Genomic DNA, 26,405 nt, shown 5'->3' with positions numbered 1-26,405 from the left:
CTTGCATGTAATAAAAAGGGAGCCCCTGCGAAGGGGCTCCCTTTTTTTATTTCACATTGACGGTGATTTTCTTGGAAACGATCGGCGGCTCGAACGGCATATGGTTGCTATCGCCCAGTTCAAGCTGCAAGGTGTGTTTGCCCGGCGTGAGCGTTATTTCAGCCTGGGTCTGCGCACCGCCGAAATGCAGGTGGTTGGCATCCTTGGGGATCGGCGCACCGGCGGCTGGCAGCTCATCGACGTCGATCAGCACATGGTGATGACCGGTGTTCTTGGTGGTATCGCCCGCCGGTGCCAGGGCAATGTTCTCGACCGCGAACTTGACGACAACTGTCTGTGGAATCGTCGCACCGTCCGTGGGAGAAACAATGGACACTTCGGCGCCTTTCGGAGCCGGCGTTGCAGCACTGGCCAGCACCGAAACACCCATCAACAGGCCAGCCAAAGCAGCACGTGACATAAAGGTTTTCATTCTCTTCTCCAGTTTTTCCATAAAATTCGCGTGACCATGACAACTTCATGGCCATTCGTTGTCGAAGGCACTCGACAACCATAGCAAAGCGAGCCTGAATCAGAGGGTCCGCGATAAAAATTCAAAGGAGTGACCATGCGCTTTCTGCCTGGCCTGATCTGCCTGCTACCCCTTTTGAGCCCTTTGGCTCACGCCGAACTGATAGATGACGTCAACGACCGGGGCGAATTGCGCATTGCCGTTGAAGCCAACACTCCCCCATTCAACTTCAAGGATGACGACAAGCTCACCGGTTTCGAAGTCGAGCTGGGCCAACTGCTGGCAAGTGAGCTCGATGTCCGGGCCGACTTTGTCGTCACCGACGGCAGCGATCTGCTGACCGGCGTCGAAAGCGGCAAATATGACATCGCCATCAACCACATAGCAGCGACCCCGGATCTCCAGGATCGTTTCGACTTCAGCGAGCCCTACATTCAAACCCATGCGCAATTGATCGCGCAGAAAGAAGAGCCGCGCTCCATTCTGCTGGTGCAGTCGCTGACAGAAGAGAAGCCCAAAACCAACCCGGCCGTAAACCTGGCGATTCCGTTTCAGAAGGGTAATCCGGCGTTCCATGCCAGCCTGGAAAACGCATTGCAGCGGATCAAGGATGACGGGCGACTGCAAGCGCTGGAGCAGAAGTGGTTGGGGGCGGATGCCGGTGTGGGTGTGGTGCCGAAACAATAACCTGTAGGAGCTGGCTTGTCGGGTCGCCGCATCGCAGCGAAGGCGGTCTTCCAGCCAACATTTTTATCGACTGTGACGCCCTCTTCGCTGGCAAGCCAGCTCCTACAAGGAGGGGTGCTCGGTGTTAGCTCAGTGTTGCCAAGGCTGCCGCCGCTTGCGGCAACTCCAGCTCACTGAACACCTGCACCCCGTGGCGCTTGAGTAGCGCCGCTGTCACGCCCTCGCCACTGACCTTCACGCCGCTGAACGTCCCGTCATAGGTCAGCAGATTGCCGCAGGACGGGCTGTTGGCCTTGAGGACTGCGATGCGGATGCCATGCTTTTGTACCAGCTCCAGCACCTGATACGCCCCCGACAGAAACTGCGCACTGACGTCCTCGCCCTCGGTAGTGATCACCAACGCCTGGCCGTCGAGAACTTGCGCGCCCTGCCCGCCTGGAATTTCCGCTGCCGGCCGTGGCGTTGGCAAGCCACCGGCGACCTCTGGGCACAATGGCACGACCCGACCTTCATCCAGCCACTGCTGGAGCTGTTCGAACGGCCCGCTGGCCCCGCCGTCGTAACGGACGCGGTGACCCAATAGGCAGCGGCTGACGAGAATTTTCTGCATGATCAAAACGGCTCGTTGCCGCGCCGGCGGAACCAGCCGGTCAGCGACAGGCGATCCCGGGTCGCGGGCAGGACTTCGTGGGGAACCTCTCCGGAGAGAAACACCACCAGGCAGCCGCCAATAGGTTGCACGTCGTGGACGCGATCATTGTCGAGGTACATGCGCAACTGGCCGCCGTGTTCGGGAAGCCAGGCGTCATTGAGGTAAACCACCGCCGAAACCATGCGCCGGTCGTCATCGCGAAAGCGGTCGACGTGCTTCAGGTAGAACGCCCCGGGCGGGTACATCGCAAAATGGCTTTCGAAATCCTCCAGGCCGAGAAACAGACCGCGATTGATCGCCTCCCGCAGGCTGTCCATCAAACTCAGGTAGCTGTCGCAAGCCTCGGCCTGGCCGGGGTCGATCCACTGAATATGGTCGCCACGAATCCCTTCGCGGATCTCCGATGACGGCCCACGGCCCACAGCGGCCGGAGCCAGCTCACCCTCGGCAGCACGTTTGCGACACTCGCCCGCCAGCGCTCGGGTCAGATCCAGAGGCAGGAAAATATTCTGCTGCGACCAGCCGTGCTCGGCCAGGTCATCGACGATTCGTAACAGCAGCGGGTGATCAGAGGATATTTGCATGCCGCGCATAGTATTCCTGTGCCCGAAAATCCGACAGAGCCGCGCAGCGGGTTGATACGAATTCTCGACAAGTACGGATGCCGCACGGAGAATAGTCGCCTGCTGACTGGAGTCCCTATGCGCCGTTTGCTTTTATCACTGTTGCTGTTCTGCGTCTTGCCCGCCTGGGCAGACGGCCACGACCAGTTGTACAAGGTCGCCGGCTGGCCGGAACAACGCGCGCATTTCAACGACGCCCTCTCGGCTGCTCAGCAACGCTACCAGGGCAGCCTGCCTCCGGCGGTGTTTCAGGCACTGGTCAATAACAGCAATCAGCGTTTTTCCGCCAAGGCGGTGGACCAGCGTGCCGAAGCGCAATTGCGCAAGAACCTCGCCAACCCCAAACCCGCGCTGACGTTTTTCCAATCGCCCTTGGGCAAGAAAATCGTCGCCGCCGAGCTGTTGGCGACCCGTCGCGACCAACTGGCGAAAAACGCCAAGGGCCTGCCGAAGATGCAGGCCAGCGACAGCCGCCTGCTGATCATCGGCCACTTGGCACAATCCCTGCCCGCACGCGAGGCCGGCGCGGAAGTCAGCCTGGCGATTGCCGGTGTTGCCGCCGACAGCTTGAGTTCGATGATCCCGGGGTTGCTCGGTGCCGGCCAGGCCCAGGGCATGCTCAACGGCCAGCGCCAGCGCCTGATGGACCAGATCGGCAGCGACCTCAACAACACACTGCTGTATGTCTATCGCGACCTGTCGGACGACGAGCTGGAAGAGTTCGCGACCTTTGCTGAATCTTCGGAAGGCCAGGCTTATTATCAGGCCGCATTGGCTGCGATTCGGGCGGGGTTGGCGGTGGGGCAGAGCAATTCGAATCTGACCCAGTGATATTTAGAGCCAGATAGATCGCTATCGTCGGAACGCCGCCCGGAGCAGGCTCGCGATGAGGCCGGCACAGACGCTAAGGATTCCGGCCCTTGATCCGCTTGCTCAAAAACCCGAAAAATTCCTGCCGCATCACCAGCGTTTCATTCGCCAGATGATGCCGTGCCTCGGGCAGCATCAGCACCTGCGGCCGATCAAACTTGCCCCGCAACACTTCCAGGTTGTGCTCCCAATCCACCGTCATATCGGCTTGCCCCTGCACGATCAACGGCCGGCGGGTACTCATGGGGGCGGCCTCGATGCGTTTGATCCAGCGCGCCAATGCACCCACCCAGGCCGTCGGCAGGCGAAGCGGCTGCAACGGATCTGCTTGCAGGAACGGCAAAAACGCCGGGTCGTTGGAGTTCTCGCTGAAACGCCGGGCGATGGCTTTAACGAAAGGCTTGAGCAGGTAGTAACTCAGTTGCGACCAACCCCACGCCCGCGGCCGCACCAGCGGCGACAGCAGAATCACCTGACCCTGCGCCGGGCTGTTCGCCCCCGCATTCAACACATGATCAATCACGATCGCCCCGCCGGTACTCTGCCCGCACAGGTGCCACGGTTGCGGCAAGTCGAGGGATTGCGCCTCGCCGAACAACCCTTGCAACGCGTCCTGATACTCGGCGAAATCCTTGATGCTCGCCCGTTCGCCACTGGACAGGCCGTGCCCCGGCAAGTCGCAGGCAATCACCGCAAAGCCCTGGTCCAGCGCCCACTCGATCACATGCCGGTAGAGCCCGGTGTGATCGTAGAAACCGTGGATGACAAACAGCGTCGCCTTGGCTCGCTCGGGCCACCAGAACTGGCTGACCAGCTCATAACCATCGACCTCGAACCGCCCAAGGCCACTGCGCACCTGACACTGCGCAAAATCCAGCCCGTAGAATCGCCGGTAAGCCTGCGCCTGTGCTGACAACGGCTGCCCGGCTGCCAGAGGCAGCAAGCTGGCGCGTAGAAGATCAGGGTCGAAAGTAGCCGGCATGGACGATTCCAGAACGTGAAACAGACTTTATAGGCCTGCGATATTCTTCTGTCGCGGCAAGCATGGCAAGCTAGCCGACCTTCGAGGACTGAACCGATGCACTCGCCCTTTCGCGCCGCCCTGTTTGCCTGCCTGCTCGCCGTGGTGTGTGCCGGCGTGTTGTGGGCGGCCTACGACTGGTTCCAGGGGCGTTACCTGCGCACGTTCAGCGAGCACACCGCGATGTTTTCGGGTGATCCGCTACGCCTTCCCGAATCCCTCGCCGGCCCTGGCGCCATCCGCCTGGTGCATTTCTGGGACCCGGCCTGCCCGTGCAATGTCGGCAATCAACAACACCTGACCGAACTGGTCGAGCGCTATGTACCCCATGGCGTGGAATTCTATGTCGTGCAAAAACCCGGAAGCCACGGCCAGTTGCCGGGCACCTTGAGCAGCCTCAAATCCATCGACATCCTGCCCGGTTCCGAACAGATCCCCGCCAGCCCGGCCGTGGCGATCTGGGATCGCAGCGGCAAACTGGCGTACTTCGGCCCGTACAGCGAAGGCCTGACCTGCAACTCCAGCAACAGCTTTATCGAACCGATCCTGCAAGCGCTGGATGAAGGCCGTGCGGTGAGTGCCACGCACACACTGGCCGTGGGGTGTTATTGCCCGTGGCCTGTCGATCCCGCGAAATAGGGAAAAACGCGCCAATACGAATCCCTCCTACGGGCGATGCGCCATATCGGCGCGCCGTGTTACACAGTGGCGCCAGGAATCACAATAACAACAAGGAGTCGCCATGAAACGCAGCCTGACCGCTCTCGTGCTGTTGATCGTCGTGCTGGCCGCCGGGGCCGGCGGATACCTCTACAGCAAGCAGCCGTCACGCCAGGGCATGGTGGAACTGCAACACCTGCAAGGCTCGGTCACCGTGCGCTACGACGAGCGCGGCGTCCCGCACATCCGCGCCGAAAACGAAACCGACCTGTACCGCGCCCTCGGCTACGTCCATGCCCAGGACCGCCTGTTCCAGATGGAAGTCCTGCGTCGCCTGGCCCGAGGCGAGCTGGCTGAAGTGCTCGGGCCGAAACTGCTCGACACCGACAAACTGATGCGCAGCCTGCGAATTCGCGAACGCGCCGAAACCTACTTCGCGAACCTCGACAAGCAGTCGCCCTCCTTCATCGCCATGCAAGCCTATCTGGACGGCATCAACCAGTATCAGGACAGCCACGCAAAACCCGTGGAGTTCGATGTGCTGGGCATTCCAAAACGCCCGTTCACCGCCCAGGACACCATCAGCATCGCCGGCTACATGGCCTACAGTTTTGCCGCGGCATTTCGTACCGAACCCTTGCTGACATTCGTGCGCGATCAACTGGGGCCCGGATACCTGAACATCTTCGATCTCGACTGGCAGCCAAAAGGCGTGCTCAATGGGACCGCCCCCACATTGGCCAGCGCCGACTGGAAAGACCTCAATGCCCTCGCCCGCCTGAGCGAACAGGCCCTGGCTGACAGCGGCCTGCCACAGTTCGAGGGCAGCAACGCCTGGGTCGTCGCGGGCAGCCGGACCCAAAGCGGCAAGCCGCTGCTGGCGGGTGATCCGCATATCCGTTTTTCCGCGCCGTCGGTGTGGTACGAAGCGCAGCTCTCGGCTCCGGGCTTTGAACTCTACGGCCACTATCAGGCCTTGATGCCGTTCGCCTCCCTGGGCATGAACCACGACTTCGGCTGGAGCATCACCATGTTCCAGAACGATGACCTCGACCTGATCGCCGAGAAGGTCAACCCGGACAACCCCAATCAGGTCTGGTATCGCGGCAAGTGGGTGGACATGACGACCAGCGAGCAGCAAATCGCGGTCAAGGGCCAGGCACCGGTGACGCTGGTGCTGCGCCAGTCGCCCCACGGTCCGATCGTCAACGATGCCTTGGGCAACGGCGTCGGCAAGACACCGATTGCCATGTGGTGGGCGTTTCTCGAAAGCCAGAATCCGATCCTGGAGGGTTTCTACCAGCTCAATCGCGCCGACACCCTGGCCAAGGCCCGTGGTGCCGCGGCAAAAATCCAGGCCCCGGGCCTGAACGTTGTCTGGGCCAATGCCAAGGGTGACATCGGCTGGTGGGCGGCGGCGCAATTGCCTAAACGTCCGGCGGGCGTACGCCCGTGGTTCATCCTCGACGGCAGCACTGCCGAGGCGGACAAGGATGGCTTCTACCCGTTCACGGCCAACCCCCAGGAAGAAAACCCGGCGCGGGGCTACATCGTCTCGGCCAACTTCCAGCCGGTGTCGCCGACCGGCATGGAGATTCCCGGCTACTACAACCTTGCCGATCGCGGTCAGCAACTCAATCGCCAGCTCAGCGAAAAGGCCGTCAAATGGGACCTGGAAAACAGCCAGCTGCTGCAACTGGGCACCACCACCGCCTACGGCCCGCGCCTGTTGGCACCGCTGTTGCCGGTGTTGCGCGAAGTGGTGAGCGATCCCGCCGAACTCAAACTGGTGGAGCAACTGGCCCAGTGGAAAGGCGATTACCCGCTCGACTCCACCAGCGCCACGCTGTTCAACCAGTTCCTGTTCAACCTGGCTGACGCGACGATGCACGATGAGCTGGGCAACGACTTCTTCGAGACGCTGCTCTCGACCCGGGTGATCGACGCCGCGTTGCCCCGCCTGACCGCCAGCGCCGATTCGCCGTGGTGGGACAACCGCGGCACACTCGGCAAGGAAACCCGTGTCGACACGGTCAAGGCAGCCTGGCAAGCCAGCATCGCGCACCTCAAGACCACCCTCGGTGCAGACTCCGCGCAATGGCAGTGGGGCAAGGCGCACACATTGACCCATGGCCATCCGCTGGGGCAGCAGAAGCCGCTGGACCTGTTCTTCAATATCGGCCCCTTCGCCGCACCCGGCACCCATGAAGTGCCGAACAACCTCTCGGCGAAGATCGGCCCGGCTCCGTGGCCTGTCACCTACGGCCCTTCGACCCGGCGCCTGATCGACTTCGCCGACCCGGCCCACAGCCTGACCGTCAACCCGGTCGGCCAGAGCGGCGTACTGTTCGACAGTCACTATGATGATCAGGCCGAGGCCTACGTCGAGGGGATGTACTTCCAGGCGCATCTCAATGACGAAGAAGTCACGGCCAATACCCGCAGCACCTTGAAGCTGTTGCCGGCGCGGGCTGCGCCATAGATTTTTGCTGGCCGGGCTGGCCACATCGCGAGCAGGCTCGCTCCTACAGGTTTTTCTGGTGTTCACAAAATTTGTGTTCGACAGCGATCCCTGTAGGAGCGAGCCTGCTCGCGATGGGGACCTGACAGACAACAACAATGTCTCCTCAAACCATCGCCGCAAAATTCAACCGAAACTGCTGCGGCGTCACCCCCAATCTACGATTGAACACACTGCGCATGTGCTGGGCATCGCGAAAGCCGCATTGATAGGCCACAGTCTTGAGCGGCGCGCGGGTGCTTTCGAGCATCACCCGCGCCGCATCGACCCGTGCCCGCTCGACGAACTCGGCCGGGGTGATTTTCGCTTCCCTGGCGAACACCCGGGAGAAGTTGCGTGCGCTCATATTGGCGGCATTGGCCAGGTCGGCGATGGTCAAATCTCCCGTCAGGTTGGCCAGCACGTAATGCTGGACCATCGCCACCGCCGAAGTCGGTTCGGCGTGGGGCGTAAGGAACGGGCTGAATTGCGATTGCCCACCCGAACGCTGGGTGAACACCACCAGCCGCTTGGCGACATTCAGCGCCACTTCCGGCCCGTGATCCCGGCCCAGCAGGTACAGGGACAGATCGATGCCTGCAGTGACCCCGGCCGAGGTGAACAGCTCCCCGTCCTCTACGTAAAGGCGATCCGCTTCAACCCGGGTCGACGGGCACAACATTGCCAGCGCCGACGCATCATTCCAGTGGGTAGTGACCGTGCGCTCTTCCAGCAACCCCGCCCGAGCGAGCATAAACGCTCCATTGCAGATCGAGCCGAAGCGCTTGGCCCGCACACAGGCATCGCGCAACCAGCCATCGAATGCCACACCGAAATCCATGAACGGCAACTGCGGCCCCCCGGCCACCAGCAACAGGTCATACGCCTCCAGCGCTTCGCTGAAATGCCGATGGGCATTGAGCGCCAAACCGTTGGAGCACGCCATCATTCCGTGCTCGACGCCGATCACTTCCAGCCGGTAGTGATCCTGCGGGGCGAGGAAACGATTGGCCTCGGAAAACACATCCATGGGGCCAGTGATATCCAGCGACTGGACACCGGCGAACACCACGATGGCAACGGTTTTACTCATGGTTCGAAGCGCCTCTCATGCTACTGATTGCAACGCTCACCTGTAGGAGTGAGCCTGCTCGCGATGGACATCAACGATGACGGGGGCTACCTGGATGTACGCGGCGCCCTCACGTGCATCGCGAGCAGGCTCGCTCCTACAGGGTCTGCATGCACCCTAGCCAATCCAGGTCCAACAAGCGAGGTTGGCGCGATATGCACGCTCATTGGCCGGGATCGCAGCCATGGATCGATTGTCCGGTTTTGGGGCCCGGAACAGACTGAATCCCTCAGCGCCACCAGGGCGTTCACGACGAGGAATACTCCATGAGCACCACCATCGCCGGCATCAGGATCCCGGACAGCGCACTGGCCAAGGCCACCACCGAATACATCCGTGACATCGAATCGGACCTGCTCTACCACCACTCGCGCCGGGTCTTCCTGTTCGGTGCACTGAGCGGTGAGCGCAAGCAACTGGCCTACAACCCGGAGTTACTGTACGTCGGCTCGATGTTCCATGACCTGGGCCTGGTGCAAGGTCATCGCAGCGACAACGAGCGCTTCGAAGTCGACGGTGCCAATGCGGCAGCCGCATTTCTCAAGCCTTACGGATTGAGCGATGACGACATCGAACAGGTCTGGCTATCGATTGCCCTGCACACCACACCGGGCGTGCCTCAGCACTTGCGTCCCACCGTGGCGCTGGTCACGGCTGGCGTCGAGATGGACGTGCTGGGCATGGACTACGCGGCGTTTTCCAGCGTGCAGCGCAAAGCAGTGGTGCATGCACATCCGCGGGGCGAGGGATTCAAGGAGTGCATCATCTGCGCATTTGCCGACGGTTTGCGCCATCGTCCGCAGACCACGTTCGGTAATGTGAAGACTGACGTATTGGTAGATCAGGAGCCGGGGTTCAAGCCGATGAATTTCGTCGAGGTCATTCGCAAATCCCCTTGGGTGACCTAACCAAAAATCAAAAGATCGCAGCCTGCGGCAGCTCCTACAGGGAACCGTATTCCTCTGTAGGAGCTGCCGCAGGCTGCGATCTTTTGCTGTTAAGCCGCTTCCGGTGCCTGTGCGCGACGCACGTCCGGTTGCTTCCACGAATCGGCTGCCGCTTCTTCGATCGCTTGCTGGATCGCACGCTTGCGGCTTTCTTCGGCACGACGGCTGAAGAACCAGACCATGAAGGTCACGATCGACACCGCCAGCAGGATCAGGCTGGCCACGGCGTTGATCTCGGGCTTGACCCCAAGGCGCACCGCCGAGAACACTTCCATCGGCAGGGTCGTGGAACCTGGGCCCGACACGAAGCTCGCCAGCACCAGGTCATCCAGCGACAGCGCGAAGGACATCATGCCGCCCGCTGCCAGCGATGGGGCGATCATCGGAATGGTGATCAGGAAAAACACCTTCCACGGTTTCGCACCGAGGTCCATGGCCGCCTCTTCGATGGACAGGTCCAGCTCGCGCAAACGCGCCGAGACCACCACCGCCACATAGGCCGCACAGAACGTGGTGTGGGCGATCCAGATGGTGACGATGCCGCGTTCCTGCGGCCAACCGATCATCTGCGCCATGGCCACGAACAGCAGCAACAGCGACAGACCGGTGATCACCTCAGGCATCACCAGTGGCGCAGTCACCAGGCCACCGAACAGGGTACGGCCCTTGAAACGGGTGATGCGCGTCAGGACAAACGCTGCCAATGTACCCAGTGCCACCGCCGCCACCGCCGTGTAGCAGGCGATTTCCAGCGAACGCACCACCGAGCCCATCAGCTGGGTGTTGTCGAGCAGGCCGACGTACCACTTGATCGACCAGCCGCCCCACACCGTTACCAGTTTGGAGGCGTTGAACGAGTAAATCACCAGGATCAGCATCGGCAGGTAGATAAACAACAGACCCAGTACCAGCATCAGGCTGGAGAAACGGAAGCGCTTCATTCTTTACCCTCCATTTCCTTGGCCTGACTGCGGTTGAACAGAATGATCGGCACGATCAGGATCGCCAGCATCACCACCGCCAGGGCAGACGCCACCGGCCAGTCACGGTTGTTGAAGAACTCCTGCCAGAGTACTTTACCGATCATCAGGGTTTCCGGACCGCCCAGCAGTTCCGGGATCACGAACTCGCCCACCACCGGGATGAACACCAGCATGCAGCCTGCGATGATGCCGTTTTTCGACAGCGGCACGGTGATTTTCCAGAAGCTGTTGAAGGTGCTCGACCCCAGGTCCGACGCGGCTTCCAGCAGGCTCTGGTCGTGCTTCACCAGGTTGGCGTACAGCGGCAGGATCATGAACGGCAGGTAGGAATAGACCACGCCGATGTAGACCGCCAGGTTGGTGTTGAGGATCTGCAGCGGTTCGTCGATCCAGCCCATGCTCATCAGGAAACCGTTGAGCAGGCCGTTGTTGCTGAGGATGCCCATCCACGCATAAACGCGGATCAGGATCGCGGTCCAGGTCGGCATCATGATCAGCAGCACCAGCACCGTCTGCATTTCCTTGCGGGCAACGGAGATGCCGTAGGCCATCGGGTAGCCGATCAGCAGGCAGAGGATGGTGCTGAAAAGCGCCATCTTCAACGAGCCGAGGTAAGCGGCGATGTACAGCTCGTCACCGGCCAGCATCGCGTAGTTGCCCAGGTTAAGCAGCAACTGCAGCTTCTGCTCGGCGTAGCTGTAGATTTCGGTGTACGGCGGAATGGCCACGTCCGCTTCGGCGAAGCTGATCTTCAGGACGATGAAAAACGGCAGCATGAAGAACAGGAACAGCCAGATGAATGGAATGCCGATGACCATCTGACGGCCACCGGGAATTATTCGATCGAGACGACGTTTGAATTTGCGCATGTTCATGAGCGAAGTACCACGCCGCTGTCGTCTTCCCAGTACACGTAGACCTGATCACCCCAGGTCGGACGCTGCCCGCGACGTTCGGCGTTGGCCACGAACGACTGCACCAGCTTGCCACTTGGCAGTTCGACGTAGAACACCGAATGGCCGCCGAGGTAGGCGATGTCGTGCACCTTGCCGCTGGACCAGTTGTACTGGCAGGTCGGCATGTCGGCGGTGACCAGCAGTTTTTCCGGACGTATCGCGTAGGTAACCGACTTGTCCTGCACCGAAGTGCTGATTCCGTGGCCGACGTAGATCTGACGATCCAGGTCTTGGCAGGTAATGATCGCGTGGCCTTCGGCGTCGTCGATCACTTCGCCTTCGAAGATGTTCACGTTACCGATGAATTCGCAGACCAGGCGACTGGTCGGGGTTTCGTAGATGTCGATCGGACTGCCGATCTGGGCGATCCAGCCCAGGTGCATGATCGCGATGCGCTCGGCCATGGTCATGGCCTCTTCCTGGTCGTGGGTCACCATGACGCAGGTTACGCCGACGCGCTCGATGATCTCCACCAGCTCCAGCTGCATTTGCGAACGCAGCTTCTTGTCCAGTGCGCCCATCGGTTCGTCGAGCAGCAAAAGCTTCGGACGCTTGGCCAGGGAACGGGCCAGGGCCACACGCTGACGCTGGCCGCCGGACAACTGATGCGGCTTGCGCTTGGCGTACTGACTCATCTGTACCAGCTTGAGCATGTCGGCCACGCGGGCATCGACTTCAGCGTTCGGCAGCTTGTCCTGCTTGAGGCCGAAGGCGATGTTCTGCGCCACGGTCATGTGCGGGAACAAGGCGTAGGACTGGAACATCATGTTGATCGGCCGCTCGTAGGGCGGCATGTCAGTGATGTCTTCGCCATCGAGGAAAATGCGCCCCTCCGTGGGCCGTTCGAAACCTGCGAGCATGCGCAGCAACGTGGACTTGCCCGATCCCGAACCGCCGAGCAGGGCGAAAATTTCGCCTTTCTTGATTTCCAGGGACACATCGTCCACGGCAATCGTCTCGTCGAACTTCTTCGTGACCCGGTCGATTTTGACCAGCACCTGTTTAGGTGACTGGTCGCCCTCGAGGGCTTTCTTATAGGCGCCGGAGGCAACTGCCATTTACGAAACTCCCAGAAAAAAAGAGTGCAGTTCGCTCAAGGTGAGCCAACCTGGATAGTTTGAGCCTTGAAACTATTTACCCGACTTGACCTTGGTCCAGCTGCGGGTCATCAAACGTTGAATATTCGGCGGTAGCTCGATGGACACGTAGGTCTTGTCGAGCACCTCTTGCGGTGGATAAACCGCTTCGTCGGTGCGAATGGACTGTTCCATCAGTTTGTCCGACCCCGGGTTAGGGTTGGCATAGCCGACGTAATCACTGACCTGGGCAATCACCTCAGGCTTGAGCAAATAGTTGATGAAGGCGTGGGCCTGCTTGACGTTGGCCGAGTCCTTCGGAATCGCCAGCATGTCGAACCAGAGCGCGCCGCCCTCTTTCGGAATCGAGTAGGCGATGTTCACGCCTTTCTTGGCTTCTTCGGCCCGGTGCTTGGCCTGGAAGATGTCGCCGGAGAAACCGATCGCCACGCAGATGTCGCCGTTGGCCAGATCCGCGATGTATTTCGAAGAGTGGAAGTAGGTCACGTAAGGCCGCACCGCGAGCAACTTGGCTTCTGCCTTTTTGTAGTCTTCAGGGTTGGTGCTGTTGGCATTCAGGCCCATGTAGTTGAGCACTGTCGGCATCATTTCATCGGCGGAATCGAGGAACGCGACGCCACAGCTGTGCAGTTTCTTGATGTTTTCCGGCTCGAACAACACCCCCCAGGAGTCGATCTTGTCGACGCCCAGCACAGCCTTGACCTTGTCGACGTTGTAACCGATGCCGTTGGTGCCCCACAGGTACGGCACGGCGTACAGATTGCCCGGATCGTTCTGTTCCAGACGCTTGAGCAGCACCGGGTCGAGGTTCGAGTAGTTCGGCAGCTGCGACTTGTCGAGCTTCTGGAATGCCCCGGCCTTGATCTGTTTGCCGAGGAAGTGGTTCGACGGCACGACCACGTCATAACCGGTACGCCCGGCCAGCAACTTGCCTTCCAGGGTTTCGTTGGAATCGAACACGTCATAAACCGGCTTGATACCGGTCTCTTTCTGGAAGTCGGCCAGGGTGGTCTCACCGATGTAGTCCGACCAGTTATAAATATGCACGGTGCCGGCGGCCTGGACACTGACAGCAATCGTCAGCCCGGCGCCGACCAGCATGGCTTTGCGCAAGAAAGAAAAAACAGGCAAGTGGAGGTCCTCTGAAATTAGTTGGGCCCAAGTTGCCCCGCGTTACATGACAACCGTGGTTGCCCGGCAACAAAACCGGCGCGCAACTTACCCTCGAAAAACCGTTCCAGCAAAACTTTTGTCATTTAATTCAACCTGTTGCCGCCACCGCGCAGGTGGCGACAACAGGCTGTTGCATCAAACCGGCTTATTTACCGGATTTGATCTTGGTCCAGCTGCGGGTCATTTCACGCTGGGTCGCCGCTGGCAGGTCGGCGATGGCATACAACTTGGCCTGCACATCGGCTGGCGGGTAGATGCCTGGATCGCTGGTGATGTCTTTTTCTACCAGAGCTGTTGCAGCGGCGTTACCGTTCGGGAAACGTACGGCGTTGGTGATAGCGGCCATGACTTCAGGCTTCTGCAGGAAGGTCATGAACTTGTAGGCGCCCTGAACGTTCTCGGCATCCTTGGGAATCGCGACCATGTCGAAGAAGCTGCCAGCGCCTTCTTTCGGAATGGCGTAGCTTACTTTGACCTTGTCACCCGCCTCTGCGGCACGGGACTTGGCCTGCTGAACGTCACCCGAGTAGCCAACCGCTACGCAGATGTTGCCATTGGCCAGGTCCGAGATGTACTTGGACGAGTGGAAGTAGGTGATCGAAGGACGAATCTTGAGGAATAGTTCCTCGGCTTTCTTGATGTCTTCTTTCTTCTGGCTGTCGGTTGGCAGGCCCAGGTAGTGCAGCGCGACCGGGAGCATTTCGGTCGGCGAATCGAGGAAACTCACACCGCACCCCTTGAGCTTGGCAATGTTTTCCGGTTTGAGCAGCACGTCCCAGGAGTCGATGGTATCGACGCCCAACGCAGCCTTGACCTTCTCCGGGTTGTAACCGATGCCGATCGAGCCCCACATGTACGGGAAGGCGTGCTTGTTGCCAGGGTCACTGACCGAAACGGCCTTGAGCAGATCCTGGTTCAGGTTTTTCCAGTTAGGCAGCTTGGACTGGTCCAGCTCCTGATATACGCCGGCCTTGATCTGCTTGGCCAGGAAGTTGTTCGATGGCACGACCACGTCGTAGCCGGACTTGCCCGCCAGCAGTTTGGCTTCCAGGGTCTCGTTGCTGTCGAATACGTCGTAAACGACCTTGATCCCCGACTCTTTCTCGAAGTTCGCGATGGTGTCCGGAGCGATGTAGTCAGACCAGTTGTAGACGTGCAACACCTTGTCGTCCGCCTGAACCGCACCCGCCATCATGCCCGCGACGGACAGGGCGAGAAGTGTCTTGCCAGCAAGCTTTTTACCTAATGCCTTCATGCGTCATGCTCCAAATTTTTCTTTTTTGAACCACTTTGTTCAGCGACCGAACCCTGACAACTGGAACTGCGGCTAGTCTGGCAAGATCCGAGGCGGTCTTTCAAGAAAAGACCGGCCTTTGTGACAGCTTTGAGCGAGAGCGCCGCAGCTCCCTCGCTCTGAGCCTAGCACCTAGCCCTGCAATGCACTCAGGGTCAGGTCAAGGCACTTGCGAGCCTTGGTCACCAGCTCATCGATTTCCGCCGGCGTGATCACCAGTGGCGGAGCGATGATCATGGTGTCGCCGACTGCGCGCATGATCAGGCCATTGTCGAAGCAGAACTGACGGCAGATCATGCCGACGCCCTTGCCCTCGTAACGCTTGCGAGTGGCCTTGTCCTGGACCAGTTCGATGGCCCCCAACAGCCCGACCCCACGAACTTCACCCACCAGCGGGTGATCGTTCAGTTCCCGCAGACGCTTTTGCAAATACGGTGCCGTTTCTGCCTTCACACGCTCGACAATTTTTTCGTCGCGCAGGATACGGATGTTTTCCAGCCCCACAGCCGCCGCCACCGGGTGCCCGGAGTAGGTGAAACCGTGGTTGAAGTCGCCGCCCTCATTGAGCACCTCCACCACTTCATCGCGCACGATCAGGCCACCCATCGGGATGTAGCCCGAGGTCAGGCCCTTGGCGATGGTCATCATGTCTGGCTTGAGGCCGTAGAAATCGCTGCCAAACCACTCGCCGGTGCGACCGAAACCGCAAATCACTTCGTCCGCCACGAACAGGATGTCGTACTTGGCGAGGATTTCCTTGATGCGCGGCCAGTAGGTGTCTGGCGGAATGATCACGCCGCCGGCGCCCTGGATCGGCTCGGCAATAAAGGCACCGACGTTGTCGACGCCGACTTCCAGAATCTTTTCTTCCAGCTGGTTGGCCGCCCATACACCGAACTCTTCCGGAGTCATGTCGCCGCCTTCGGCGAACCAGTACGGCTGGGCAATGTGAACGATGCCCGGGATCGGCAAGTCGCCCTGTTCGTGCATGTACGTCATGCCGCCCAGGCTTGCGCCGGCCACAGTAGAACCGTGGTAACCGTTCTTGCGGCTGATGATGACTTTCTTTTTCGGCTGGCCCTTGATCGCCCAGTAGTGACGAACCATACGCAGCATGGTGTCGTTGCCTTCGGAACCGGAACCAGTGAAGAACACGTGGTTCATGCCTTGCGGCGCGATGTCGGCGATAGCCTTGGCCAGCTCCAGTACCGGTGGATGCGCGGTCTGGAAGAACAGGTTGTAGTAAGGCAGCTCGCGCATCTGTTTGCTGGCGGCATCGGCCAGTTCATCGCGACCATAACCAATCGCGACACACCACAGGCCGGCCATACCGTCGAGAATCTTGTTGCCTTCGCTGTCCCAGAGGTAAACGCCCTTGGCGTTGGTAATGATCCGCGGGCCTTTCTCTTTCAGCTGCTTGAAGTCGCTGAACGGAGCCAGGTGGTGATCATTGCTCAAGGTTTGCCATTCACGGGTTTGCGGATTGTTGCTGGTCATACGAATCTCCTAAGAAAATCAGGTGAAAGCGCCGCCAGGTAGCGGCGGCGCCCGACGTATCAGACGGCAAAGAGCAGGAATTCCCTTTCCCACGAACTGATCACGCGCTTGAAGTTTTCATGCTCGGCCCGCTTGACCGCGACGTAGCCAGTGATGAAATTTTTGCCCAGGTAACGCTCGACGATCGCGCTGTTTTCCATGCGTTCCAGCGCGTCTTCGATGGTCAGCGGCAGGCGCAGGTTGCGGCGTTCATAGCCACGTCCCACCACCGGCGCACTCGGGTTCAGGCCTTCGACCATGCCGATGTAACCGCAGAGCAGGCTCGCGGCAATCGCCAGGTACGGGTTGGCATCGGCGCCTGGCAGGCGGTTTTCCACCCGACGATTTTGTGGCCCCGCATCCGGCACCCGCAGGCCCACCGTGCGGTTTTCTTCGCCCCACTCCACGTTCACCGGCGCCGAGGTGTCCGGCAGGAAGCGGCGGAACGAGTTGACGTTGGGAGCGAACAGCGGCAACAGCTCGGGAATGAGCTTCTGCAAGCCACCGATGTGGTGCAGGAACAGCTGGCTCATGGTCCCGTCTTCATTGGAGAAGATGTTCTTGCCGGTCTCGATGTCGATGATGCTCTGGTGCAAGTGCATGGCACTGCCCGGCTCGCCGGTCATCGGCTTGGCCATGAAGGTCGCGGCGACGTTGTGCTTGAGCGCGGCCTCGCGCATGGTGCGCTTGAACACCAGGATCTGGTCGGCCAGGGACAGGGCATCGCCGTGACGGAAGTTGATTTCCATCTGCGCCGTGCCGTCCTCGTGGATCAGCGTATCGAGGTCAAGGTCCTGCAGTTCACACCAGTCGTAGACGTCTTCGAACAGCGGATCGAACTCGTTCGCCGCTTCAATGGAGAACGACTGACGACCGGTTTCCGGGCGACCGGAGCGACCGACCGGCGGCTGCAACGGGTAGTCCGGGTCGTCACTGCGCTTGGTCAGGTAGAACTCCATTTCCGGCGCCACAATCGGCTGCCAGCCTTTGTCGGTATAGAGTTTCAGGACTTTCTTGAGCACGTTGCGCGGCGACAGCTCGATCGGGTTGCCTTGCTTGTCGTAGGTATCGTGGATGACGATGGCGGTCGGCTCGATGGCCCATGGCACCAGGTACACCGCACTCTGGTCGGGACGGCAGATCATGTCGATGTCGGCCGGGTCGAGCAGTTCGTAATAGATGTCGTCTTCGACGTAATCGCCGGTCACAGTCTGCAACAGCACGCTCTCTGGCAGGCGCATGCCCTTTTCGGCGATGAATTTGTTGGTCGGCGAAATCTTGCCCCGGGTAATCCCGGTCAAGTCGGCGATCATGCATTCGACTTCTGTGATCTTGTGGTTTTTCAACCAATCGGTGAGCTGGTCGAGGTTGTTACTCATAAATGCCTCTAGGCTTGAGTTGTCTGACCCTTTTAAGGTCAGGCGTTGTTTGACGCATCGGCGTCGCGTTGTAGAGCGTTTGCGCGGCAGATTATCGTGCTTGCCAACACGGCTGCAGAGGCCGGGCGTGCTGAATCGCGAGCGGAGCCCTGAACGATGGTCAGGCCGCTATTGTGAATCGGTTCTATATTGAATGGAGTAACCGTAATGGGGGTGCCATCGCGACCGTCCAGAATAACGGACGGGGACGGTTGAACCGTCACGGATGGGAGGATCACCGGTACCGCTGAGGCCACGGAACGGACGGGCGTGTCATCACTGATGTGACAAACATGCCGACCGACCTGTCTTGAGCAGTCGGTGACGCCGATTATCGGCAGGCGAGACATGAAGCACCCCGGTATTATTGCTGTTATGGGTTTGATTCGAGCTTAGCCTTGTTCATTTTTTTACACAACACCCCCGTAAAAAATACAACACGGCCCGCTCAAGCCTGCGGGCGCCACAGGGGCCAAGGGCATAAAAACGCCAAAAAGCGCCTCAAAAAAGCCCCACGAGCGCTTTTTTAGGGCAAAAAAGGCCTCGCTTGACTTCGGCATGCCATTCGGGTTGACTGGAATCCGAAAAGATCAATGATTGATATTTTTAACAACAAAGGTGTTGCATCATGTCGGTACCCCCGCGTGCCGTTCAGCTTAACGAAGCGAACGCGTTCCTTAAGGAACATCCTGAGGTTCTGTACGTTGACCTTCTGATTGCGGATATGAATGGTGTGGTGCGCGGCAAGCGCATCGAACGCACCAGCCTCCACAAGGTTTACGAGAAAGGCATCAACCTGCCGGCCTCTCTATTTGCTCTGGATATCAATGGCTCGACGGTGGAAAGCACCGGCCTGGGCCTGGACATCGGTGATGCTGACCGAATCTGCTATCCAATCCCCGATACCCTATGCAACGAGCCATGGCAGAAGCGCCCGACCGCGCAACTGTTGATGACCATGCACGAACTCGAAGGCGAGCCATTTTTCGCCGACCCGCGTGAAGTGCTGGCCAATGTGGTACGCAAGTTCGACGAAATGGGCCTGACCATCTGCGCCGCGTTCGAACTGGAGTTCTACCTGATCGACCAGGAGAACGTGAACGGTCGTCCGCAACCACCTCGCTCGCCGGTTTCCGGCAAACGTCCGCACTCGACTCAGGTCTACCTGATCGACGACCTCGACGAATACGTCGACTGCCTCCAGGACATTCTGGAAGGTGCAAAAGAGCAAGGGATTCCGGCCGACGCCATCGTCAAGGAAAGTGCCCCGGCGCAGTTCGAAGTGAACCTGCACCACGTGGCTGACCCGATCAAGGCCTGCGACTACGCGGTCCTGCTCAAGCGACTGATCAAGAACATCGCCTACGACCATGAAATGGACACCACCTTCATGGCCAAGCCTTACCCGGGCCAGGCGGGTAATGGTCTGCACGTCCACATCTCGATTCTCGACAAAGACGGCAAGAATATTTTTGCCAGTGAGGATCCCGAGCAGAACGCCGCACTGCGTCACGCGATCGGCGGTGTGCTCGAGACCCTACCGGCGCAGATGGCGTTCCTCTGCCCGAACGTCAACTCGTACCGTCGTTTCGGCGCACAGTTCTACGTGCCGAACTCGCCGTGCTGGGGCCTGGATAACCGCACTGTGGCGATTCGAGTACCGACCGGTTCCGCCGATGCCGTGCGCATCGAACACCGCGTGGCCGGCGCCGATGCCAACCCTTACCTGCTGATGGCTTCGGTCCTGGCGGGCGTGCACCACGGCCTGGTCAACAAGATCGAGCCTGGCGCTCCGGTCGAAGGCAACAGCTACGAGCAGAACGAGCAGAGCCTGCCGAACAACCTGCGTGATGCACTGCGCGAGCTGGACGACAGCGAAGTCATGGCCAAGTACATCGATCCGAAATACATCGATATCTTCGTGGCCTGTAAAGAGAGCGAGCTGGAGGAGTTCGAACACTCCATCTCCGACCTCGAGTACAACTGGTACCTGCATACCGTTTAATCGGTTGCAGTAGCGAAGAAACGCCGCCGGCCTCATAGCCTGCGGCGTTTTTTTATGGCCGCCTTCGGCGGATCGCGAGCAGGCTCGCTCCCACAGGGATCTTCTGTGGGCAAAAAATTGGCGTTCAGCACAGATCCAATGTGGGAGCGAGCCTGCTCGCGAAGGCGGCCGAGAAGACAACACACAACCCGACTCGTACAATGCCCGCTGCCCCGCAGGAGACTCCAATGACACGCGTAGCCACCCCCCGCAAACCCCGCGCACGCAGCCAGACCCGGATCGATTCGATACTCGATGCGGCCCGTACGCTGCTGGCTGCCGAGGGCGTGGCCAGCCTGTCGATCTATAGTGTCGCCGAGCGCGCGGAGATTCCGCCCTCCTCGGTCTACCACTTCTTCGCCAGCGTGCCTGCCCTGCTCGAAGCCCTGACCGCCGATGTCCACGCCGCCTTCCGCGCCTGCCTGCAAGCCCCTATCGATCATCCTGCCTTGAACGGCTGGCGCGATCTGTCGCGACTGGTGGAACAACGCATGCTCGACATCTACGCAGAGGACGCTGCCGCCCGCCAACTCATTCTGGCCCAGCATGGCCTGACCGAAGTCACCCAGGCCGACCGCCAGCACGACATCGAACTGGGCGACCTGATGCACAAACTCTTCGATCATCACTTCGAGCTGCCGAAGCTTCCCGACGATGTCGATGTGTTTGCCCTGGCCATGGAGCTGGGTGACCGGGTGTATGCGCGCTCAGTGCAACAGCACGGACAGATCACGCCGCGCATGGCCGAGGAAGGAATGCGGGTGTTTGATGCTTACCTGGGGTTGTACCTGCCGCCTTACCTGCCCAAGCGCACCCTCGGCGACTGATGCACTAAATCACTTCGCAATCGTAAAGTGCCAGGCGTCGAATCACTGTTCCTGGTCGCAACAACCCGCCTGGTGCGACGACCGCGTTGGCACCGAGCCGCGATCCGTCGCCCAGCAGCGCGCCAAACTTGTCGCAACCGGTCGGCACCAGCACATCATCGACCCGCACGTTCACAGCTTTGTCAGCACGCTCGTTGCGATAGTTGGCAACGATGCTGCCCGCTTCCAGATTGACTCCGGCACCCAATACCGAATCACCGACAAAATTGAAGTGCGCCAGTTTGCTGCCGCCGAACACGAAGGAAGACTTGAGCTCGGCGCCGGGGCCGATGATGCAATGCTCATCCAGCCAACAACCACCACGCAGATAAGCACCGGCGGCGATAAAACAGCCAGCGCCAATGATCAGCGGCGCCTTGAGAATGGCGCCCTCTTCGACCTGCGCCGTGCGGTGGACGGCAATATCATCCAATACCTGGTAATCATCATCCGGCAACTGCTTGAGTAGCTCGCGCACACGCTCGGGGGCATTGCTCACCAGCTCCCAGGGCGTCAGGTCGGCCCATCGGGCAAGCTTCGAGAGGGCCACACCATGAATGTAATCCGAAATCCTGACTGTCATCTTTGATCTCCTTGTCGCCAATCCTTGCTGCGAAAAAAATCCACACCGGACTCTACCACCGCCAGCAAGGCCAACAAAAACCCCGAAGGGCTAAAACCGTCCGGGGTTGTTGTTTACGCATACGGCTTACAACTTGGCGATCGACACCTCGGTGGATTTCACAAACGCAATCACTTCACTGCCGACCGCCAGTTCCAGCTCTTTCACCGAGCGTGTGGTGATCACCGAAGTGACGATGCCGGACGCGGTTTGCACGTCGATTTCCGAGAGCACGTCGCCGAGGACGATTTCCTTGATGGAGCCTTTGAACTGGTTGCGAACGTTGATGGCCTTGATCGTCATGAAGTTGATTCCTGTCGTTGGGTAAGACTTGAGTTATTGAGCCCAGCGCAATTGCGTGGGCAAGGGTGAAACAGGTTCCGGTTCCGGCGGCTGGCCGGGCAGCGCCAGCACGCGATTGAGCACTTCGGATTCCAGCGCCGCCAGCCGATGGGAACCGCGCACCCGAGGGCGCGGCAGGTCCACGTGCAGGTCGAGGCCGACTTCGCCGTCTTCGATCAGGATCACCCGATCGGCAATCGCCACGGCTTCACTGACGTCATGGGTCACCAGCAACACCGTGAAGCCATGCTGTTGCCAGAGCCGTTCGATCAGTTGCTGCATTTCAATTCGGGTCAGGGCATCCAGCGCACCCAAGGGTTCGTCGAGCAACAGCAGGCGCGGCTGATGAATCAACGCACGGGCCAAAGCCACGCGTTGCTTCTGTCCACCGGACAGCGCTGCAGGCCACTCGTGGGCGCGATCGGCCAGGCCCACCGCTTCCAAAGCTTCAAGCGCCTGCGGCCGCCAGTTGCCCTTGAGGCCCAGACCGACGTTGTCGATGATCTTTTTCCAAGGCAGCAAACGCGCCTCCTGGAACATCAACCGCGTGTCTTCCCGTGCCTCACTCAAGGGCGCAGCACCGGCGAGCAACTCACCGCCCGTGGGTTGATCGAGGCCAGCGAGCAAGCGCAGCAAGGTACTTTTACCGCAACCACTGCGGCCCACTACAGCGACAAACTGGCCCGCCGGAATGTGCAGGTCGATCTCGCGCAGCACCTGTCGCGAGCCAAAGGTTTTTTGCAGCTTGCGCACCGCCAGCGGAATCCCGCGCAGCAGGCGTGGAGGTTGTTCCGCGATCATGCTGCACCTCCCTTGGCAGCCTGATACGCCGGGTGCCAGCGCAGCCACACACGCTCAAGTCCACGGGCCGCGAGGTCGGCCAGTTTGCCGAGCACCGCGTACAACAGAATCGCCAGCACCACCACGTCAGTCTGCAAAAACTCCCGGGCATTCATGGCCAGATAGCCGATGCCGGAACTCGCGGAAATGGTTTCCGCCACGATCAACGTCAGCCACATAAAACCCAGGGCAAAGCGCACGCCGACCAGAATCGAAGGCAGCGCCCCCGGCAGAATCACCTGCCAGAACAGACCGAAACCGGACAAGCCATAACTGCGCGACATCTCCACCAGCGCCGGGTCGACGTTGCGGATGCCGTGATAGGTATTGAGGTAAATCGGGAACAACGTGCCCAGCGCCACCAGGAAAATCTTCGCCGACTCGTCGATACCGAACCAAAGAATCACCAGCGGAATCAGCGCCAGGTGCGGCACATTGCGGATCATCTGCACCGAACTGTCGAGCAGACGCTCGCCCCACTTCGACAGGCCGGTGATAAAGCCCAGGGTCAAACCGATGCCGCCGCCAATGGTGAAACCCAGCGCGGCACGCCAGCCGCTGATGGCCAGGTGTGTCCAGATTTCGCCGCTGCGCACCAGGTTCACGCCGGCTTCGATCACGGCGATCGGTGCCGGCAGGATCCGTGTCGACAACCAGCCCGCCGACACACTCAACTGCCACACCGCCAGCAGCAACACCGGCAACGCCCAGGGCGCCAGGCTGTGGATGATTTTCTTCATGACCGCGCCTCAGCTCTGGGACGCGGCTTTGGGCAGAATGTCGTTGGCGACCATCTCGCCGAACGGGCTAACGTAGCCGGCACTTTTCGGCATCTCGGGACGTTCGATATCGAGGTGTGGGAACAGCAGTTCGGCCACCCGGTACGACTCTTCCAGGTGTGGATAACCGGAGAAGATGAAGGTATCGATGCCGAGGTCCGCGTACTCCTTCACGCGGGCGGCCACGGTTGGACCATCGCCCACCAGCGCCGTACCGGCACCGCCGCGCACCAGGCCGACGCCGGCCCACAGGTTCGGGCTGACTTCCAGGTTGTCGCGGCTGCCGCCATGCAACGCGGCCATGCGTTGCTGACCGACCGAATCGAAACGCGCCAGCGAGGCCTGGGCACGAGCGATGGTCTCGTCGTCGAGATGGGAGATCAGCCGATCCGCGGCGTTCCATGCATCTTCATTGGTTTCGCGAACGATGACATGTAAACGAATGCCGAAGCGCACGGTGCGGCCAAGCTTGGCGGCTTTGGCGCGGACCTGTTGGATTTTTTCCGCCACAGCGGCCGGTGGCTCACCCCAGGTCAGGACCATTTCCACCTGTTCGGCGGCCAGGTCTTGCGCGGCATCCGAAGAGCCGCCGAAGTACAGTGGCGGACGCGGTTGCTGGATCGGTGGATAGAGCAATTTCGCGCCTTTCACGCTGATGTGCTGACCATCGTAATCGACGGTTTCGCCTTCCAGCACCCGACGCCATATACGGGTGAACTCCACCGAGGCCTGGTAGCGTTCTTCGTGGCTGAGGAACAGACCGTCGCCCGCCAACTCTTCCGGATCACCGCCTGTCACCAGGTTGAACAGCGCACGACCACCAGACAGCCGATCCAGGGTCGCGGCCTGACGCGCCGCCACCGTCGGGGAAATGATCCCGGGGCGCAGGGCGACAAGGAACTTCAAGCGCTGGGTCACCGGAATCAGCGACGCCGCCACCAGCCACGAGTCTTCGCAGGAACGACCGGTAGGGATCAGTACCCCGCCGAACCCCAGGCGATCCGCTGCCTGTGCGACTTGTTGCAGGTAACCATGATCGACGGCACGTGCGCCTTCAGCGGTGCCAAGGTAATGGCCGTCGCCGTGGGTAGGCAGGAACCAGAAAATATTGAGGCTCATGGAGTGGTCTCCTTGGGGAATCGATTTATTGGGCTTTGGCAACGGCAGCCGGCGGCGTCCAGATCACGTCTTTGATGCTCAACTGCTTGGGAATCAGCTTGAGCTGGTAGAAGCTGTCGGCGATTTTCTGCTGTGCGGCGACCACTTCCGGGGTGAGGAACAGCGCGCCATAGCCCTGGCGTTTCACCGAGGTCAGGGTGATGTCGGCAGGCAGGCCGAGCAGCGGTGAAACCTGTTGGGTCACCTCTTGTGGGTTAGCCTTGGACCACTCGCCAACCGCGCGCACTTCTTCCACCAGGGTCTTGATTACCTCGGGATTTTTCTGCGCATAAGGCTTGGTCGCCAGGTAGAACTGATGGTTGTCGACGATGCCCTGGCCATCGCGCAGGGTGCGCGCTTGCAGCTGTTGTTCGGCGGCAGCCTGGTACGGGTCCCAGATCACCCAGGCGTCGACGCTGCCACGCTCGAACGCGGCGCGGGCATCGGCCGGCGGCAGGAATACGGTCTGGATGTCGATGTATTTGAGGCCGGCGTCTTCCAGTGCACGCACCAGCAGGTAGTGCACATTGGAGCCCTTGTTGAGCACGACTTTCTTGCCCTTGAGATCCGCCACCGACTTGATCGCCGAGTCCTTCGGCACCAGGATCGCTTCGCTGTGCGGCGCTGGCGGCTCATAGGCGACATAGAGCAAATCGGCGCCGGCCGCTTGAGCGAACACGGGCGGAGTCTCACCGGTAACACCGAAGTCGATGGAGCCGACGTTCAGGCCTTCAAGCAGTTGCGGGCCACCGGGGAATTCAGTCCATTGCACGTCCACGCCTTGGGCGGCGAGACGCTTTTCCAGGGTGCCTTTGGCTTTGAGTAGCACCAGGGTGCCGTACTTTTGATAGCCGATTCGTAAGGTCTCGGCCTGAGCTTGAGTAATGGCGCCGAAGGTGACAGCCGCAGCAAACAGAGCGACCAGACCACGACGCAAAATGACAGGGCGCATGGCGCTCTCCTTTTTGCAGTTGGGTTTTGGCTGCACCTGCTTGCCCGTTGGCGGGCGAGTAAGGCCAGTACTTCAATTTTTCGGTGAGACTCAAATGCTCCAGCGAGCACTCAACAAACGATCATTCAACAGGTTCGGATCAAGCGGCTTGGGCCGTCGCGCCATGGCGCTGAAAAACAGCTCCAGCGATTCATTCAGTCGTTGTTCCAGCTCCGGCGCCAACTGCGCCAGGGCGCTGCCTTCGCCGTAGGCGATCTGGCTGTCGACGGCGAAAATCCCTTGCAGCATTTCCTGGGCCTTCAATGCCGACAGCACCGGCTTGAGTGCGTAATCCACCGCCAGCATGTGGGCGATGCTGCCGCCAGTGGCCATCGGCAGAACCACCTTGTGGCTCAAGGCGCGTTCGGGCAGCAGATCCAGCACGACTTTCAGTGCTCCGGAAAACGATGCCTTGTAAACCGGTGTGGCGATCAGCAGGCCATCGGCGTTTTCAATCTGTTGCAGCAAGTCGATCACCTTGGGGCTGTCGAAGCGTGCGTGCAGCAAGTCCTCGGCCGGGAAGTCCCGTACCTGGTAACTCACCACTTCCACGCCCTGCCCTTGTAACCAACGCTGGGAGCGATCCAGCAGCACCCCGGAACGAGAGCGCTGACTGGGACTGCCACCGAGTGAGACGACCAACATTCAGACGATTCCTTGCACGGTGTTGGCGATTCGCGGCTTGCGATCTCGCTTCGATGGA

26 protein-coding genes are annotated in these 26,405 nt (G+C 60.1%); 7 read left to right on the top strand and 19 right to left on the bottom strand.

Translation table 11 applies throughout. The features are described 5' to 3' along the window. Positions 1-46: 46 nt before the first annotated feature. On the bottom strand, positions 47-472 hold the full coding sequence (locus AC1DWG_RS01840; RefSeq protein WP_477755142.1) for a DUF4399 domain-containing protein: 426 nt from the start codon (positions 470-472) through the stop codon (positions 47-49). Positions 473-607: 135 nt separating this feature from the next. On the opposite strand from AC1DWG_RS01840, the gene AC1DWG_RS01835 reads away from it, so the two are divergent. Further along, positions 608-1,198 (top strand): transporter substrate-binding domain-containing protein, encoded by a 591-nt coding sequence (locus tag AC1DWG_RS01835; protein ID WP_477787157.1) that lies wholly within the window; start codon positions 608-610, stop codon positions 1,196-1,198. Between the two features lie 124 nt (positions 1,199-1,322). Here the strand turns inward: AC1DWG_RS01835 and AC1DWG_RS01830 are convergent, their stop codons facing one another. Together AC1DWG_RS01830 and AC1DWG_RS01825 are read right to left on the bottom strand one after the other, a co-directional pair. After that, positions 1,323-1,808, bottom strand: a complete 486-nt coding sequence (locus AC1DWG_RS01830; RefSeq protein ID WP_477762975.1) for a 2-thiouracil desulfurase family protein — start codon at positions 1,806-1,808, stop codon at positions 1,323-1,325. 2 nt (positions 1,809-1,810) lie between these two features. Continuing rightward, positions 1,811-2,443: a 2OG-Fe(II) oxygenase gene (locus AC1DWG_RS01825; protein WP_150757513.1), complete on the bottom strand. Its 633-nt coding sequence runs from the start codon at positions 2,441-2,443 to the stop codon at positions 1,811-1,813. A gap of 108 nt (positions 2,444-2,551) precedes the next feature. Here AC1DWG_RS01825 and AC1DWG_RS01820 point away from each other — a divergent pair, with 108 nt between their 5' ends. Beyond that, positions 2,552-3,304, top strand: a complete 753-nt coding sequence (locus AC1DWG_RS01820; RefSeq protein WP_477755145.1) for a DUF2059 domain-containing protein — start codon at positions 2,552-2,554, stop codon at positions 3,302-3,304. Positions 3,305-3,377: 73 nt separating this feature from the next. Here the strand turns inward: AC1DWG_RS01820 and bipL are convergent, their stop codons facing one another. Further along, entirely contained in the window at positions 3,378-4,325 is a 948-nt protein-coding gene (bipL, locus tag AC1DWG_RS01815; RefSeq protein WP_477762976.1) for a phospholipase BipL, read from the bottom strand. Positions 4,326-4,421: 96 nt separating this feature from the next. Between bipL and AC1DWG_RS01810 the strand changes: the two genes are divergently transcribed. Together AC1DWG_RS01810 and AC1DWG_RS01805 are read left to right on the top strand one after the other, a co-directional pair. Then, entirely contained in the window at positions 4,422-5,003 is a 582-nt protein-coding gene (locus AC1DWG_RS01810; RefSeq protein ID WP_477755147.1) for a DUF6436 domain-containing protein, read from the top strand. A gap of 103 nt (positions 5,004-5,106) precedes the next feature. Further along, on the top strand, positions 5,107-7,506 hold the full coding sequence (locus tag AC1DWG_RS01805; RefSeq protein WP_477762977.1) for a penicillin acylase family protein: 2,400 nt from the start codon (positions 5,107-5,109) through the stop codon (positions 7,504-7,506). Between the two features lie 145 nt (positions 7,507-7,651). On the opposite strand, the gene AC1DWG_RS01800 is transcribed toward AC1DWG_RS01805, so the two are convergent. Further along, the gene (locus AC1DWG_RS01800) at positions 7,652-8,617 is read right to left on the bottom strand and encodes a GlxA family transcriptional regulator (protein ID WP_477762978.1); all 966 of its coding nucleotides are present in this window, start codon (positions 8,615-8,617) and stop codon (positions 7,652-7,654) included. Positions 8,618-8,922: 305 nt separating this feature from the next. Here AC1DWG_RS01800 and AC1DWG_RS01795 point away from each other — a divergent pair, with 305 nt between their 5' ends. Further along, positions 8,923-9,564 carry an HD domain-containing protein gene (locus tag AC1DWG_RS01795; protein ID WP_477762979.1) on the top strand — a complete coding sequence of 214 codons (642 nt, stop codon included), beginning with the start codon at positions 8,923-8,925 and terminating at the stop codon, positions 9,562-9,564. An 89-nt stretch (positions 9,565-9,653) separates the two neighbouring features. Here the strand turns inward: AC1DWG_RS01795 and AC1DWG_RS01790 are convergent, their stop codons facing one another. The 7 genes from AC1DWG_RS01790 to AC1DWG_RS01760 all read right to left on the bottom strand — a co-directional run bounded on the left by AC1DWG_RS01790 (position 9,654) and on the right by AC1DWG_RS01760 (position 18,021). Continuing rightward, positions 9,654-10,544 carry an ABC transporter permease subunit gene (locus AC1DWG_RS01790; protein ID WP_008015386.1) on the bottom strand — a complete coding sequence of 297 codons (891 nt, stop codon included), beginning with the start codon at positions 10,542-10,544 and terminating at the stop codon, positions 9,654-9,656. After that, positions 10,541-11,422, bottom strand: coding sequence for an ABC transporter permease subunit (locus AC1DWG_RS01785; RefSeq protein ID WP_477753094.1), 882 nt, complete (start codon positions 11,420-11,422; stop codon positions 10,541-10,543). Before AC1DWG_RS01785 ends, AC1DWG_RS01790 begins: the two co-directional genes overlap by 4 nt. A 35-nt stretch (positions 11,423-11,457) precedes the next feature. After that, a complete protein-coding gene (locus AC1DWG_RS01780) occupies positions 11,458-12,600 on the bottom strand; it encodes an ABC transporter ATP-binding protein (protein ID WP_477762980.1) in 1,143 nt (380 codons plus the stop codon). Between the two features lie 72 nt (positions 12,601-12,672). Then, a complete protein-coding gene (locus tag AC1DWG_RS01775) occupies positions 12,673-13,770 on the bottom strand; it encodes a polyamine ABC transporter substrate-binding protein (RefSeq protein ID WP_477762981.1) in 1,098 nt (365 codons plus the stop codon). Between the two features lie 187 nt (positions 13,771-13,957). Continuing rightward, complete coding sequence (locus AC1DWG_RS01770) at positions 13,958-15,067, bottom strand: polyamine ABC transporter substrate-binding protein (RefSeq protein WP_442096317.1); 1,110 nt, start codon at positions 15,065-15,067, stop codon at positions 13,958-13,960. A gap of 171 nt (positions 15,068-15,238) precedes the next feature. Beyond that, positions 15,239-16,603 (bottom strand): aspartate aminotransferase family protein, encoded by a 1,365-nt coding sequence (locus AC1DWG_RS01765; RefSeq protein WP_477762982.1) that lies wholly within the window; start codon positions 16,601-16,603, stop codon positions 15,239-15,241. Positions 16,604-16,662: 59 nt separating this feature from the next. Then, positions 16,663-18,021: a glutamine synthetase family protein gene (locus AC1DWG_RS01760; protein ID WP_477753070.1), complete on the bottom strand. Its 1,359-nt coding sequence runs from the start codon at positions 18,019-18,021 to the stop codon at positions 16,663-16,665. 667 nt (positions 18,022-18,688) lie between these two features. Here AC1DWG_RS01760 and AC1DWG_RS01755 point away from each other — a divergent pair. Together AC1DWG_RS01755 and AC1DWG_RS01750 are read left to right on the top strand one after the other, a co-directional pair. Further along, on the top strand, positions 18,689-20,065 hold the full coding sequence (locus tag AC1DWG_RS01755) for a glutamine synthetase family protein (RefSeq protein WP_015097275.1): 1,377 nt from the start codon (positions 18,689-18,691) through the stop codon (positions 20,063-20,065). A gap of 227 nt (positions 20,066-20,292) precedes the next feature. Further along, the gene (locus AC1DWG_RS01750) at positions 20,293-20,931 is read left to right on the top strand and encodes a TetR/AcrR family transcriptional regulator (RefSeq protein WP_477753071.1); all 639 of its coding nucleotides are present in this window, start codon (positions 20,293-20,295) and stop codon (positions 20,929-20,931) included. Between the two features lie 4 nt (positions 20,932-20,935). On the opposite strand, the gene AC1DWG_RS01745 is transcribed toward AC1DWG_RS01750, so the two are convergent. The 7 genes from AC1DWG_RS01745 to ssuE all read right to left on the bottom strand — a co-directional run bounded on the left by AC1DWG_RS01745 (position 20,936) and on the right by ssuE (position 26,347). Further along, positions 20,936-21,553 (bottom strand): LbetaH domain-containing protein, encoded by a 618-nt coding sequence (locus AC1DWG_RS01745; protein WP_477753072.1) that lies wholly within the window; start codon positions 21,551-21,553, stop codon positions 20,936-20,938. A gap of 126 nt (positions 21,554-21,679) precedes the next feature. Next, a complete protein-coding gene (locus tag AC1DWG_RS01740; RefSeq protein ID WP_007967989.1) occupies positions 21,680-21,895 on the bottom strand; it encodes a TOBE domain-containing protein in 216 nt (71 codons plus the stop codon). Between the two features lie 33 nt (positions 21,896-21,928). Beyond that, positions 21,929-22,735: an aliphatic sulfonates ABC transporter ATP-binding protein gene (gene ssuB / locus AC1DWG_RS01735; RefSeq protein ID WP_477762983.1), complete on the bottom strand. Its 807-nt coding sequence runs from the start codon at positions 22,733-22,735 to the stop codon at positions 21,929-21,931. Next, positions 22,732-23,514 carry an aliphatic sulfonate ABC transporter permease SsuC gene (gene ssuC / locus AC1DWG_RS01730; RefSeq protein ID WP_477753074.1) on the bottom strand — a complete coding sequence of 261 codons (783 nt, stop codon included), beginning with the start codon at positions 23,512-23,514 and terminating at the stop codon, positions 22,732-22,734. The genes ssuB and ssuC overlap by 4 nt, the downstream gene beginning before the upstream one ends. Before the next feature lie 9 nt (positions 23,515-23,523). After that, complete coding sequence (ssuD, locus tag AC1DWG_RS01725) at positions 23,524-24,672, bottom strand: FMNH2-dependent alkanesulfonate monooxygenase (RefSeq protein ID WP_477762984.1); 1,149 nt, start codon at positions 24,670-24,672, stop codon at positions 23,524-23,526. 25 nt (positions 24,673-24,697) lie between these two features. Then, the gene (locus AC1DWG_RS01720) at positions 24,698-25,663 is read right to left on the bottom strand and encodes a sulfonate ABC transporter substrate-binding protein (RefSeq protein ID WP_477762985.1); all 966 of its coding nucleotides are present in this window, start codon (positions 25,661-25,663) and stop codon (positions 24,698-24,700) included. A gap of 90 nt (positions 25,664-25,753) precedes the next feature. Continuing rightward, positions 25,754-26,347, bottom strand: coding sequence for an NADPH-dependent FMN reductase (ssuE, locus tag AC1DWG_RS01715; RefSeq protein WP_007993145.1), 594 nt, complete (start codon positions 26,345-26,347; stop codon positions 25,754-25,756). Between the last annotated feature and the right edge of the window lie 58 nt (positions 26,348-26,405).

This window comes from Pseudomonas sp. P4_B3 (assembly GCF_056402295.1).
This window is presented reverse-complemented; position numbering and strand designations above follow the sequence as displayed.